Origin of the sequence: Caballeronia sp. GAFFF2 (genome assembly GCF_023631485.1) — a bacterium.
Classification (GTDB): domain Bacteria; phylum Pseudomonadota; class Gammaproteobacteria; order Burkholderiales; family Burkholderiaceae; genus Caballeronia.
Window position 1 is genome coordinate 720,782 of the sequence record NZ_JALQDA010000035.1, and the last position, 13,804, is coordinate 734,585.

Genomic DNA, 13,804 nt, shown 5'->3' on the forward strand with positions numbered 1-13,804 from the left:
AACGACGATGGAAGCACTGGTTCTCGAAGAAGCACGGCGTATCAGCTTGCGGCCGTTCAGCTTGCCGCAGGTGGTCGGACCGCGCGACGTGCGTATCCGCATTCACACGGTGGGCATTTGCGGCAGCGACATTCACTATTACCAGCATGGCCGCATAGGACCGTTCGTCGTCAATGAGCCAATGGTGCTCGGGCATGAAGCGTCGGGCACGGTCATCGAGGTCGGCGATGAAGTGAGCAATCTCAAGGCGGGCGACCGCGTGTGCATGGAACCCGGCGTGCCGGACATGGAGTCGCGTGCATCGCGTGAAGGGCTTTATAACCTGGACCCCAAGGTGCGCTTCTGGGCCACGCCGCCCGTGCATGGCTGTCTCGCGCCGTTCGTCGTGCATCCCGCGGCCTTCACGTACAAGTTGCCGGACAACGTGAGCTTTGCCGAAGGCGCGATCGTCGAGCCGCTCTCCATCGGCTTGCAGGCCGCGAAGAAAGCCGCGATCAAGCCGGGCGATGTCGCCGTCGTGCTGGGTGCGGGCACCATCGGCATGATGTGCGCGCTGGCGGCGCTCGCAGGTGGATGCAGCCGCGCCATCGTCTGCGATCTCGTGCAGGAGAAGCTCGATCTCATTGGCGCGGTGCAGGGCGTGACGGCCGTGAATATCCGCGAACGCAATGCGAAGGACGTGATCGCCGAACTGACCGACGGCTGGGGCGCGGATATCGTGATCGAGGCGAGCGGTAATGAAAAGGCCTTCGAGGGCATTGTCGATCTGTTGTGTCCCAGTGGCTGCCTCGTGCTGGTCGGCATGCCGCAGCGCGCCATTGCCCTTGATGTGGTCGCCGTGCAGATCAAGGAAGCGCGCATCGAATCCGTATTCCGCTACGCGAATATTTTCCCGCGTGCGATCCAGCTGATCGCATCCGGCAAGCTCGATGTGAAGCCGTTCATCTCGCGCACATTCCCCTTCGCCGATGGTATCAAGGCGTTCGAGGAAGCATCGAGCGGCCTGCCTACGGATGTGAAAGTGCAGATCGTGCTCGAAGAATAACGATCGCCAAAACGATAACCGGAGACACGAACATGACGGATATGACGGCCATTGTGTGCCGCGCGCCGAAGGACTATCGCGTGGAGCGCGTCGCGCGCCCGACGCCGGGCAGAAACGAGATCGTCATTCGCATTGCCGCATGCGGAATCTGCGCGAGCGACTGCAAATGCTGGTCGGGCGCAAAGATGTTCTGGGGCGGCCCGAACCCTTGGGTCAAGGCGCCGGTCATTCCAGGCCATGAATTCTTCGGCTACGTGGAAGAACTGGGCGAGGGGGCGGCCGAGCACTTCGGCGTGAACGAGGGTGACCGCGTGATCGCCGAACAGATCGTGCCGTGCGCGAAGTGCCGCTATTGCAAGTCCGGGCAATACTGGATGTGCGAAGTGCATAACATCTTCGGCTTTCAGCGTGAAGTGGCGGATGGCGGCATGGCCGAATACATGCGCTTCCCGCCGACAGCCATCGTTCACAAGATTCCGGACGGCATCTCGCTCGAAGATGCCGCGATCATCGAACCGCTCGCGTGTGCCATTCATACGGTGAATCGCGGCGATATTCAGCTAAGCGATGTCGTCGTGATCGCAGGCGCGGGACCGCTCGGCTTGATGATGACGCAAGTCGCGCATCTCAAGACGCCTAGGAAGCTGGTCGTGATCGATCTCGTGGATGAGCGGCTGGAACTCGCGCGCGAATACGGTGCGGATATCACCATCAATCCCAAGAGCGATAACGCGCTCGACATCATCCGCTCGATCACGGACCAATACGGTTGCGATGTCTATATCGAAACCACGGGCGTGCCTGCCGGCGTGTCGCAAGGGCTGGAATTGATTCGCAAGCTCGGACGCTTCGTGGAGTTCTCCGTGTTCGGTGCGGATACGACGGTCGACTGGTCGATCATCGGCGACCGCAAAGAACTCGACGTGCGCGGCGCGCATCTCGGTCCTTATTGCTATCCCATCGCTATCGACTTGCTGGCGCGCGGGCTCGTGACTTCCAAGGGCATCGTCACGCACGACTTTTCCCTGGAAGAATGGGACGAAGCGATCAAGACCGCCAATTCACTCGACTCAATCAAGGTTTTGCTCAAGCCTAAGAGCGCTTGAAGCAGGTGTTGCAAGCGCGCCGCATTTTCTTAAGCAGGCGTTTTCTCGCTGACATAACCCGTACTAAGATGTAACGGTCAACGACGACGCTCGCCGAGGCCGAATGTGAGACGAAAGGATCTGCTCTATCTTGCGATTCTGGCGCTCTTCTAAGGTTCTTGCCTGTCCTTGCGCTCTTTTTCCTGGCAAGCGGCTTAGCGGATTTTCAACGCAGCCGCCAGTTCGATGCAGCCAACTGGCGGCGTTATTTTCTTGGCAATGGCCTGCTTACGTGGGTGCTTTCTCCCTTCAATTTGCTGGTCGATCTCATCTGCGAACGGAATCACGGCGTCTACGATCTCTCGCAGTTACCGGCCGCGCATCAAGACGAGATTCGCTCGATCATCGCCGCTTTCAACGACCATCTTCCGCTAGTGAACGCGCGCCTCGGAGGGCAAATGGCAAGCAAGCGCCGCGGCATGTGTTTCGTGCGCTGGTACGGCATGCCTGTCGATAGTTCGCTTGACCTACCGGAAATGGCGCGCGACTTCAAATACGTCAAGACCATCGGCATATCGGTTTTCAATGAGCGGCAGAGTACGTCAGTGCATTACGGACCGCTGCGTCTTACCTTGCGTTGTCTTTACAACCTCCGTCCTATCGACGACGAAAATGTCTTTATCGAAGTAGCGGGGCGTCGTCATTATTGGCACGACGATCCGCTATTCATTTTCGACGATACGCTCGTGCATCGGTCGGTCAACGAATCGGATCGCTTGCGCTACTGCATTTTTCTCGATGTCTTGAGGCCTTCGCATTTTGCGCGCGTGCTTGACGTCATGGTCGCGGCGGTGCGTCTTGGCGTCATGTCCATGCGACGTGTGTTCTATGCAAACTGGGAAATGATTCGCTAGCTTGCCAATAGGCGAGAGGGCCGCGAAGCAACTCGCCTTAGCTCTTATCATGCAACTAACTGTCGATCGCGCTCGATACTTTATGTTGACGCCTTAAAGCAAATGCCTCATTCCTTAAGCCTGCAAAGCAACATGGTGCTAAAGCCGTCTGAGCTAAAGGCGTCGCCATCCATGCTCCTTTTTTAATGCGGCGCTACAATCCGCTTGCCTCGTGCTTAGTCGCCTTGCATTCGAGACGCGATGAATTCAAAGACTGACGGCCGCCCCAAGCCTTCAGCTCATGCGATATCCGATAACCATTAATAAGCCGGAGCCGCCCAATGACCACGCTTTCCATCAACGGCCAGACGCATACCGTCGATGCGCCGCCCGACATGCCCTTGCTTTGGGTGCTGCGCGATCTTGTGGGCCTGACGGGCACCAAGTTCGGCTGTGGCATCGCACAATGCGGCGCCTGCACCGTTCATCTCGACGGCGTCGCCGTGCGTTCATGCGTGCTGCCTGTGGCGGCTGTCGGTGAGCGCAAGGTGACGACGATCGAAGCCGTCGGCGACACACCCGCTGGCAAGAAGGTGCAAACCGCATGGCGTCAACTGGATGTGGTGCAGTGCGGCTACTGCCAGTCCGGACAAGTCATGTCAGCGACCGCATTGCTCACGACCGTTCCCAACCCGACCGACGACGACATCGACGCCGCGATGGCGGGCAACATCTGCCGCTGCGGGACGTATCACCGCATCCGCGCGGCGATCAAGCAAGCCGCGAAGGAGGCCTGAGATGTCGCAAGGCTTAATCGAGGCGGGACGTCATGCGTCGCGCGGGACATTCTCGCGCCGTGCGTTTCTCAAGTTCGGCGTAACGATAGGCGCGGCTGCCAGCGGCGGCTTATTGATCGGCTTTAGTCTGCCGGCCGCGAGCCAGGATCAGAAGAGCGGCAAGTCCGTTATTGCCGGCGATGGTGTCGAAACGCCGCAAGACGGCGTATTCGCGCCCAACGCCTTCGTGCAGATCGACAAGAACGGCAAGGTCACGCTCATCATGCCGAAGGTCGAGATGGGACAGGGCGTTTATACGGCGCTGCCCATGTTGATCGCCGAAGAGCTGGAAGTGCCGCTCGACAGCGTAGCGATTGCGCATGCGCCGCCCAACGAAAAGCTTTTCATGGACCCGTTGCTGGGCGGTCAACTCACCGGCGGTTCAACGTCGATTCGTTATGCATGGGAACCGATGCGCAAGGCAGGCGCCGCCGCACGCATGACGCTCATAGCGGCTGCCGCGCAGCAATGGCAATGCGATGCATCGACATGCAGCGCCGCAGGCGGCAAGGTCACGCAGGCATCCAGCGGGCGCAGCGCAAGTTATGGCGAACTCGTCGAAGCAGCCGCCAAATTGCCGGTTCCCAAAGACATCAAGCTTAAAGACCCCAAGGACTTCAAGCTGATCGGCACGCCCGCCAAGCGTTTGGATTCTCCCGAAAAAGTGGATGGCACGGCGGTATTCGGTCTCGACGTGCGCTTGCCCGACATGGTCTATGCGGCCATCGTGAACTGCCCGGTGTTCGGCGGCACGCTCGTTTCAGTCGACGACAGTCACGCCAAAAAAATCCCGGGCGTGAAGCAGGTCATCAAGTTCGACAACGGCGTGGCGGTCATCGGCGATCATACGTGGGCCGCCAAACGTGGCGCGGCCGCGCTCGTGATCGAATGGAACGAAGGCGCGGGCGCGAACACATCGACGAAACAGCTTGTCGATGAAATGGCGAGCGCATCACGACGCTCGGGCGCCGTGGCGCGCAAGGACGGCGATGTCGACAAGGCGTTCGCCAATGCCAAGACGCGTGTCGATGCCGTCTACGTGCAGCCGTTGCTCGCACACGCGACGATGGAGCCGATCAACTGCACGGTGCACGTGCGCGCCGATGGTTGCGATGTCTGGCTAGGCACTCAAGTGCCCACGCGCGTCGTCGATGCAGGCGTCAAAGCCACGGGCTTGCCGCCCGAAAAGATCGTCGTGCATAACCATCTGCTCGGCGGCGGCTTCGGCCGCCGGCTCGAATTCGACATGGCCACGCAAGCGCTCAAGATAGGCAAGCAGCTTGGCGTGCCGGTCAAGGTCACATGGTCGCGCGAGGAAGACATTCAGCACGACATGTTTCGTCCTTGCTATCACGACACGCTGTCGGCCGGTCTCGATGCGAACGGCAAGCCCGTGGCGTGGACGCATCGCATCGTCGGTTCGTCGGTGCTTGCGCGTTTTGCGCCGCCGGCGGTGAAGAATGGCATCGACCCGGATGCGGTGGAAGTCTCCGCCGATCTTCCCTACGATCTGCCGAATCAACTCGTGGACTACGTGCGCCAGGAGCCACGCGAGGTGCCGACCGCATTCTGGCGCGGCGTGGGACCGACGCGTGGCACGTTCGTCGTGGAGAGTTTCATCGACGAACTCGCGGCGCAGGCGAAGATCGATTCCGTGCAGTATCGACGCGATCTGCTCGGCAAGTCGCCGCGCGCGCGCAATGTGCTCGATGTCGCCACGCAGGCGGCGGAATGGGGCAAGCAAACCATGCCGCAAGGTCAGGGGCGCGGCGTGTCGGTCATGCATGCGTTCGGCAGCTACTTCGCAATCGTGGCGGACGTCGCGGTCGATAAAGCCGGCGCGGTGAAGGTCAGTCGAATCGTATGCGCGGTGGATTGCGGCATGGTCGTCAATCCGAATACGGTCGAGGCGCAGGTGCAAGGCGGCATCATATTCGGCATTACGGCGGCGCTTTATAGCGAGATCACGATCAAGGACGGCCGCGTCGAGCAGAGCAATTTCACCGACTACCGGATACTGCGTATTCACGAAACGCCGCCGGTGGAAGTGCATATCGTCAAGAGCAGCGAAGCGCCGGGAGGAATCGGCGAACCGGGCACGGCGGCACTCGCCCCCGCCATCACCAATGCGATTTATGCCGCCACCGGCAAGCGACTGAGGCAATTACCAGTCGGCAACCAGTTGCAAAGCGCTTGACGGAGGCCGACATGAAAAACGTATTCAAGCCTCTCGTGGCTGCCTGTTTTGCAGCGTATGCCGTGACGTCGACACTCGCGCATGCAGCGGATGCATCCGCCGATGCACTCGTCGCACGCGGCGCTTACCTTGCCAAAGCCGGCGATTGCGTGGCCTGCCATTCCGCTCCGCGCGGCAAACCCATGACCGGCGGCTTGCCGATGATGACGCCGTTAGGCGCCATCTATACGACCAATATCACGCCCGACCCCGACACAGGCATTGGCCGCTATACGGAAGAGGATTTTGCTAAAGCCTTGCGCGAGGGCGTTGCCAAGGATGGCCATAATCTTTATCCGGCCATGCCTTATCCGTCTTATGCAAAGATCAACGATGAGGACATGCATGCGCTTTATGCGTATTTCATGCATGGCGTCGCGCCGATCAAGCAGGCTAATCGCGAACCAGACTTCAAATGGCCGCTCACCATGCGCTGGCCGCTCAAGCTTTGGAATATGGTATTTCTCGAGAAGGGCGTGTACCGCGATAAAGCCGGCAAGGATGTCGCCTGGAACCGTGGCGCCTATCTCATTCAAGGCTTGGGCCATTGCGGCTCGTGTCATACGCCACGGGGTATCGCGTTCCAGGAAAAAGGACTCGACGAAACGAGCAGCGTCTATTTAACCGGGGGTTTGCTCGACAACTGGTTTGCATCGAACCTCACCGCCGAACACAACACCGGTCTTGGCCGATGGAGCGAGCAGGATATCGCGACGTTCCTCAAAACCGGCGCGAACGGGCACGCGTCCGCATTCGGCGCAATGACGAGCGTGATCAACAACAGCACGCAAGCCATGAACGACAGCGATGTGGCGGCCATGGCGAGTTATCTGAAGTCGCTGCCGGCAGCGGGCGGTAACGGCAACACGCCGTATTCGTATGATGCCAAGGCCACGAAGGTGTCCCTGGCGCGTCCAGCTGCATCGGATTCGGGCGCGCGTGTCTACACGGCGTACTGCATGCATTGCCACGGCGTGGACGGTCGTGGCTTTGCGCCGATGCTCGCGCCTTTGGCGGGCAATCCCAACGTGCTGGAAAAGGATGCGTCGTCGCTCATTAACGTGACGCTGAACGGCACTGGCGACCTCGTCATTCAAGGCGTGCCGGCGCCTTATCCCATGCCTCGCTATGCGCCGGTACTGAGCGATCAGCAGATAGCGGACGTACTAACGTTCGTTCGCGGCGCATGGAACAACAACACGCCCGCCGTCAACGTCGAGGACGTCACCAAAATGCGCAAGTCGACGCAGGCGGCGCGTTGAGCCGCGTCAAGTGGAAAAATCGACCACGTCGAGCGTGACCGAACTCGACGGATGAGCAAGGAATTTACGATGAACGCGAGCGCTGATGCGCTCGTAGCCATCGCTTAACGCTTTGAGCAGACGCTCGTCGGTAGCACCGACGGGCGCCCAGAAATATTGCTCCAATGCCTTGCGCGTGATGTTGCACTGAATGGCCTGCTCGCGCGAGAAGGCAACGAAACTGACGGACGCGCGGTCCGCCGAGACGCTGGCATTGACGTTCATCTTGCTTGTCATGATTCGACAGGGTTGTCCGGTTCGCGGTTTTTATTTTGTCAGAAATTCGCCGCTCCGCGCATGCTTCATCGTTCGGCAAACGTGCGCAAGCAGGCAAACGACTTCCTTCATTACGGTGACGTGGGAAGCCGCTAAAGTATTCTAAAGGGTTTGCCGAACGTTCGTTCGCTAATGCATTACGCGTTCGCTTTCCCCGCCGCGTCTCAAATGGCGGGCCGGACGGCCCGCACGAGCTACCGACGCTTGTCATTTTCGACAAAAGAATGGAAAGAAAAATAAAAACAATGCATGCTCAGGTGTACTACTCTAGATCGAATGTCCAGAGCAGTGTCTCCACCAAGAGCAGGAGTCGATAACGGTTCGACCTGGCGCGGCTCGCCCCGGTGTCAAAGATGGCGCGTCGTGCATTCCCGAAAGTTCACCAGGCAGCGGTCCGGCTTGCTTCGCGGACGTCTGTTGCCGCCAGCAGGAGCGGAACATGAAGCTTCCATCGACGATGGATCCCTGGAGCCGTACCCTGGCATTGCTCGATAGCCGGTCAAGCCGACGATCGCAGTCTGGCGAGACCCATGGGCTGATGCCGCGTGCCTTCACGCGCGAGCCATCGAACGCATTAGCGCGGGCGGCGGGCGCGGAAAGCGTGAACATTCGCGTGTTGGAGCGCTTGAGCGAATCGACACTGGCGCTTTCATGGCACGATCCCACTTCATTCAATTATTCAGAGCAGGTGTGGGCGCTTTGCACGGCGCGCAAGGGCGGAACGTGCGTGCTAAGCGGGCAGGTGATCAGGCGCGGGCAGCCGGTGTATCGGCCAAGGCGCGTGGGCAGTTCCGTGCCGCTCAATAGCGGCGCGATGATTCTTGCGGGCGCGCTCGTGACGGATGTGCACGAGCCTGCCGAGATGGCGCAGGAAAGCTGAGAAGTCGTCAAGAGGGCGTGTGCAATGCACGCCTCGCCACACCGCTTTTTGATTGTTTCGCCAACGCCATATTCATCAAGCCATTGCGCCGTGCGCGGTTAAAGCACGTCAAGCGCATCGAACGCAATTAGGCCGAAAGCAATAAAAAGTAATCTTTTGAGCGATTGCCGCTATAACAATGGTATCGCTTTAAGATGTCTCGACGGGTGAGTGTGCGCGTCGAGATTAATGCTTCATTGTTTAAGCCTTTATCAATTCTCGTACGCTCATTCCCTAGACCTATGCAGGATATCAAACGGGGGAAGAATGGTTACATTGGCTCAGTTGGAAACTCAGATTCAAAAATTGCAGCGCCGTGCAGATGCATTGCGTGAACGTAAATCGAGCGAGGTCATCGCAAACATTCGCGCGCTGATGCAGGAATATGGCCTGACTACGGCGGATCTCGACAAGAGCGACAGTTCGCCTGGCGTCAAGAAGCGCGGGCGTCCGGTGGGGTCGAAGAATGTGGCTTCGTCCAGGAAGGCCGTCAAGAAATCGAAGATGCCGCCCAAGTATCGTGATCCCGCGAGCGGTCTGACTTGGAGTGGGCACGCGCGTCCACCGGCCTGGATCAAGGATGTAGTAGACCGTAGCGTGTATTTGATCGACGGCGCATCGAACGGCAAAACGGGCGCGCGTCGTGACAGTCCGGCAGGATCGTCTAAGGCAGCGGGCGCCAAGAGCAAAGCTCGTCCGGCAGGAAAGAAAGCGGCAAGCGTGCAAGAAGCAAGTACTTGAAAATGCGCTTAGCGCGGTTTAATCCCGCTAAGCAAGCAATGGACTGCGCATGCCGGAATAGCCGCTTGCGCGATCGTAGGCAAGCCCGACTTGCAACACGGCAAGATCCATTTGCGCCGGCCCGATTATTTGTATTCCGGCTGGCAAACCCGCAGGACCGAAACCGGCTGGCGCGGACAACGCGGGTAAGGACGCCATGGTTGCGGGCACCACGGTTTCCATCCATCGGTGATAGGTATCCATTGTTCGTGCGCCTATGGAATGAGGCCAGTTGAGCGTGGCATCGAAGGGGAAGACTTGTGCCGCAGGCAGCACAAGAAAATCATAACGTTCGAATAGCGCGTTGAGCGTTTGGTACCACGCCGAACGGTCCAGTGCGGCGCGGTAGACGTCTTCTCCCGAAAGACCCAGTCCGCGCTCGATTTCCCATACGGCTTCGGGCTTTAGCAATGCGCGCTTAGCGGCATCGCGATAAAGCGGCGCATTAGCGCCCGCGATGGCGAAGCTGCGTAAATCGATCCACGCTTGCCACAAGCGATTAAAATCGAATTTCAACTCTGCCGCTTCAACCGTGCAACCTGCCGTTTCAAAGTGACGCAAGGCGGCGCTACAGGTATCGAGCAAGGACGTCTCGGTAGGCAGATATCCGTTCAGATCGCCAAGCCAGCCGATTCGCGTGCCACGCATATCGCGCTCCAAGGCACTGGCAAATGCCGCCGGTGAATCGCCGCGGCGCGAGAGTGGGGCGCGCGCATCGAATCCCGCTTGCACCGAAAGCAGGAAGCCGAGTTCGGGGACCGTGCGCGCCATTGGACCGGCGACGCTGAATTGCTGATAGAACACTTCGTCGGCGGGGCCATACGGCACGCATCCCGGTGTACTGCGAAATCCGAACACGTTGTTGAATGCCGCAGGCGTGCGCAGCGAGCCCATCATGTCCGATCCATCGGCCACGGGAAGCATGCGCAACGCGACCGCAACGGCTGCGCCGCCACTGCTTCCGCCAGCCGACCGAGATGGATCGAATGCGTTGCGCGTCAAACCATAAACGGGGTTATAGGTATGTCCGCCAAGGCCGAACTCGGGAGAGTTGGTGCGGCCAATGAAGACCGCGCCTGCGCGACGCGTGCGTTCGAAAATGAACGCATCGGTTTGCGTGATTTGCTTGGCGAAGAGGGGCGAGCCTTTGGTCGTCACCATGCCGGCGACGGGCAAAATGTCCTTGGGCGCTTGAGGAAAACCATGCAACACGCCAAGACTTCCGTTACGCGCCAACTGCGTGTCGCGCTCGCTTGCGAGCTTTAAAAGACTCTCGTGATCCTGCATCGCGACAATCGCGTTGACTTGCGGGTTGAGGCGATCCACTTGCGCCAGATACGCGCTCATCACTTCGACGCAAGATACTTCTCGTGCATGGATAGCTTGGGATAGCGCAATGGCGTCGAGTGCAACGATATCGTTGGTGGGCAAGGAAGCAAGCCTGGTCATATGCGTTTAGCGATTAAATTCGGGTAACACGTATCTCGCGACTTCCTCGATGACCGCGCGTGCCTCGCGCCGCTCAGAAGAAACGTTCAGCGTGACATGATGCGTGCCGTTATTCCGCATGGCGCGCAGCAGGTCGATCAACGCGCGATAACCCGTGCGATAGCCAAGAGAAATATCGCTGGCGGGTTCGTCGGGATCTTCGCTCAAGTCGAGACGCATGGCCACGCCGAATGCGCGAAATTCGCCGGGCGACACGCGCTCGACCGCTGCGCGCCACATGCTATAGCGGCCGCGCTGCGCTTGCGGTTCGCGGTGATAAGTCATCCAGCCAAGCGAGTGACGCGCAATCCAGTCGACGCTTTGACCGCCGGAGCCGACTGCGATCAGGGGAATCGAAGCGTCCTGCTCAGGCAGCAGAAAGAACGCGGGCGCACCTTCGGGCTCGCGGTCCGGAATGACGCGCGAGGGCACCTCGATGGCCGCAGCGAGCGTCTCCCAATGCCGTTTGTATAAGTCGCGGCGTTCTTCAGGATCGCGCCCGAAGGCCGCATATTCGGGCGGCCTGTCACCGGAGCCGACACCGAGAATGAAGCGTCCACGCGAAAGCGTATTGACGGAAACGGCGCCCTTGGCGATATGAAGCGGGTGTCTCAACGTGAGCACGATTGCTCCGCTTGCAAGCGCTATACGCTGCGTATTCGATGCAAGCGCGCCGAGCAGCACCCACGGATCGAGGTGTCCGACGGGATCGGGATAGTCGATGCTATTGAGCGGGACATCGCGCACCCATAGCGCACGAAAGCCGAGTTGATCTGCAAGACGCGCGAGTTCTAGCTGCTCGCTAAAGTCCACTACGGTCCGGCCCGACGTTACCAAGGGAAGCGTAAGGCCGATGGAGAGCTTGCCGGGTGCGAACAGCGTGTTCGCGATGGAAGAGGCGGACATGGCACTCCACGGAAGATGAGAAGGGCATGCTCCATCGATACTATCACTCGGCAAAGAAGCCCGACGCCGTCAAGCGCCGGGCTTTTCATGGCGTTAAACCGCGGGCACCACGCGGCGATGCGTTACGAGCGATACCGCGAACGTCACGACGATATTCACCGCCAGCGCAATCAGGCCGATATAAAGCGGCCACGATCCCGCGCCTACATGCAGGACATACACCGGCTTGAGCCCTTGCGAGATGGCAAGTCCAGTGCCGAGCACGATACCGACGAGCCAGCCGAGAAAGAGGCCGGGCATGGTCATGCGGCGCGTGTAGAGACTGAACACGATAGCGGGGAATATTTGCAGAATCCACACGCCGCCGAGCAATTGCAGGTCGATGGCATATTGCGTCGGCAGGAAGACGATGAACAGCAGCGCGCCGAACTTCACGACGAGCGATACCACCTTGGCCGTCGCGGCTTCCGAAGCGGGCGTCATGTCCGGCGAGATCAGCGGTCCCCACAAGTTGCGTGTGAAAAGATTCGCCGCGCCGATCGACATGATCGCGGCCGGCACGAGCGCACTAATGGCAATGGCCGCCGCCGCGAAGCCAACGAACCACGAGGGAAACAGCGTGTTGAAGAGCGCGGGCACGACATCCGACGCCGATTTCACATGAATGCCCGCCGCGATCGCCATATAGCCGAGCAATGCGATCAGGCCCAGCAGCAAGGTATAAGCAGGCAGAAAGATTGCGTTCTTGCGCACCGTGGTCGCGGACGACGAAGACAGCACGGCGGTCATGGTATGCGGGTACATGAATGCCGCAAGCGCCGATCCAAGCGCAAGCGAAGCATACGCCGTGAATTGCGCGGGCTTGAGCGTGATGCCCGTTGCGCCGCCCTTGGCCTTGAAGAACTGATCGGCGGTATCGAACACATGCGCATAGCCACCGAGCTTCGACGGAATGACCCACACGGCCGCGATCACGACGATATAGATCATGATGTCCTTGACGAACGCGATCATCGCGGGCGCGCGCAGGCCGCTCGTGTAGGTGTAGAGCGCGAGGATCACGAACGCGACGATCAATGGCAATTCGCCCGTCACGCCAAGTCCCTTGATGACCACCTGCATGCCGACCAGTTGCAGCGCGATATAAGGCATGGTCGCGACGATGCCCGTCAACGCGATGGCAGCAGGGAACCACTTGCCGCCGTACTCGCCGTGCACATAGTCCGCAGCGGTGATGTGATTCTTGGCGTGCGCGATTTTCCAGAGCTTGGGCATTACCGCGAACACGAACGGGTACACGATGATCGTATAAGGCAGCGCGAAAAAGCCGTACGCGCCGACCGAATAGACCAGTGCGGGAACCGCGATCACCGTATAGGCGGTATAGAAATCGCCACCGACCAGGAACCACGAAATCAATACGCCGAACTGCCGGCCGCCCAAGCCCCATTCATGGAGTTGCGTAAGATCGCCACGCTTCCAGCGCGCCGCAAAGAAGCCGACGACGGTGACCAATAGAAAGAACGCGATGAAGATGGTCATCGCAACCGGATTGACTGGATTGAGATCGTTCATTTGATGCCCCGATACACGACATAAAGCAAAAGCGACGTGAGCGGCACCCAAAGAAACTGATACCAGTAGAAGAAGGGAAAGCCTGCGAACGATGGATGCGTGTCGTTATAAAACGGCAGCCAGAGCAGGGCAATATAGGGAATCAAAAGAGTCGCCCAGAGCCATGGACGGTTCTTGTTTTGGTCGCTCGTGTCGGGTTCCAACGCTGGTTCTCCTCATACGTCGTTGCGGGTTCGAGGCGCGGCACAGTATCGTCTTTTGTCTGCGCCTGGCGCTGCGAGCGAATTATCCAAGATATTTGTAATTGATGCGCGCATGTCACGCTATCTTCGTTTAATGCTTACGTGTTCCTTTCCGGTTACGTCAAGCATTAGCTAAACCATCGCCTTTGGTTGGTCTTGGCACGATGCGCTAAAGCTGAACCGCTTTGAAGACGACCAGCATTGCGCGCTCGACGCTAAAGC

Annotated in this window: 13 protein-coding genes; 8 read left to right on the forward strand and 5 right to left on the reverse strand. The window is 59.2% G+C overall.

All coding sequences use genetic code 11. The features are described 5' to 3' along the window. The first annotated feature begins 7 nt into the window (after window positions 1-7). The 6 genes from NCT04_RS29365 to NCT04_RS29390 all read left to right on the forward strand — a co-directional run bounded on the left by NCT04_RS29365 (window position 8) and on the right by NCT04_RS29390 (window position 7,357). Complete coding sequence (locus NCT04_RS29365) at window positions 8-1,045, forward strand: NAD(P)-dependent alcohol dehydrogenase (RefSeq protein ID WP_250469350.1); 1,038 nt, start codon at window positions 8-10, stop codon at window positions 1,043-1,045. Window positions 1,046-1,077: 32 nt separating this feature from the next. After that, a complete protein-coding gene (locus NCT04_RS29370; RefSeq protein ID WP_250469351.1) occupies window positions 1,078-2,151 on the forward strand; it encodes an alcohol dehydrogenase catalytic domain-containing protein in 1,074 nt (357 codons plus the stop codon). A 158-nt stretch (window positions 2,152-2,309) separates the two neighbouring features. After that, complete coding sequence (locus tag NCT04_RS29375; protein ID WP_250469352.1) at window positions 2,310-3,044, forward strand: aspartyl/asparaginyl beta-hydroxylase domain-containing protein; 735 nt, start codon at window positions 2,310-2,312, stop codon at window positions 3,042-3,044. 320 nt (window positions 3,045-3,364) lie between these two features. Continuing rightward, window positions 3,365-3,820: a (2Fe-2S)-binding protein gene (locus tag NCT04_RS29380; protein WP_244830799.1), complete on the forward strand. Its 456-nt coding sequence runs from the start codon at window positions 3,365-3,367 to the stop codon at window positions 3,818-3,820. A 1-nt stretch (window position 3,821) separates the two neighbouring features. Continuing rightward, entirely contained in the window at window positions 3,822-6,056 is a 2,235-nt protein-coding gene (locus NCT04_RS29385; protein WP_250469354.1) for a xanthine dehydrogenase family protein molybdopterin-binding subunit, read from the forward strand. A gap of 11 nt (window positions 6,057-6,067) precedes the next feature. After that, entirely contained in the window at window positions 6,068-7,357 is a 1,290-nt protein-coding gene (locus NCT04_RS29390) for a c-type cytochrome (RefSeq protein ID WP_250469356.1), read from the forward strand. 6 nt (window positions 7,358-7,363) lie between these two features. On the opposite strand, the gene NCT04_RS29395 is transcribed toward NCT04_RS29390, so the two are convergent. Then, the gene (locus NCT04_RS29395; protein ID WP_250469358.1) at window positions 7,364-7,621 is read right to left on the reverse strand and encodes a DUF1488 family protein; all 258 of its coding nucleotides are present in this window, start codon (window positions 7,619-7,621) and stop codon (window positions 7,364-7,366) included. Window positions 7,622-8,111: 490 nt separating this feature from the next. On the opposite strand from NCT04_RS29395, the gene NCT04_RS29400 reads away from it, so the two are divergent. Further along, the gene (locus NCT04_RS29400) at window positions 8,112-8,552 is read left to right on the forward strand and encodes a DUF3331 domain-containing protein (RefSeq protein WP_250469359.1); all 441 of its coding nucleotides are present in this window, start codon (window positions 8,112-8,114) and stop codon (window positions 8,550-8,552) included. Window positions 8,553-8,780: 228 nt separating this feature from the next. Then, on the forward strand, window positions 8,781-9,332 hold the full coding sequence (locus tag NCT04_RS29405; RefSeq protein ID WP_250469361.1) for an H-NS histone family protein: 552 nt from the start codon (window positions 8,781-8,783) through the stop codon (window positions 9,330-9,332). A 27-nt stretch (window positions 9,333-9,359) separates the two neighbouring features. On the opposite strand, the gene NCT04_RS29410 is transcribed toward NCT04_RS29405, so the two are convergent. From NCT04_RS29410 to NCT04_RS29425, 4 genes are all read right to left on the reverse strand, one after another. Continuing rightward, complete coding sequence (locus tag NCT04_RS29410; protein WP_250469362.1) at window positions 9,360-10,820, reverse strand: amidase; 1,461 nt, start codon at window positions 10,818-10,820, stop codon at window positions 9,360-9,362. A gap of 6 nt (window positions 10,821-10,826) precedes the next feature. Next, on the reverse strand, window positions 10,827-11,765 hold the full coding sequence (locus NCT04_RS29415; RefSeq protein WP_250469363.1) for an LLM class oxidoreductase: 939 nt from the start codon (window positions 11,763-11,765) through the stop codon (window positions 10,827-10,829). A 93-nt stretch (window positions 11,766-11,858) separates the two neighbouring features. After that, window positions 11,859-13,340 carry a monocarboxylate uptake permease MctP gene (gene mctP / locus NCT04_RS29420; RefSeq protein ID WP_250469364.1) on the reverse strand — a complete coding sequence of 494 codons (1,482 nt, stop codon included), beginning with the start codon at window positions 13,338-13,340 and terminating at the stop codon, window positions 11,859-11,861. Beyond that, a complete protein-coding gene (locus tag NCT04_RS29425; RefSeq protein ID WP_370652249.1) occupies window positions 13,337-13,543 on the reverse strand; it encodes a DUF3311 domain-containing protein in 207 nt (68 codons plus the stop codon). The genes mctP and NCT04_RS29425 overlap by 4 nt, the downstream gene beginning before the upstream one ends. Window positions 13,544-13,804: the final 261 nt, after the last annotated feature.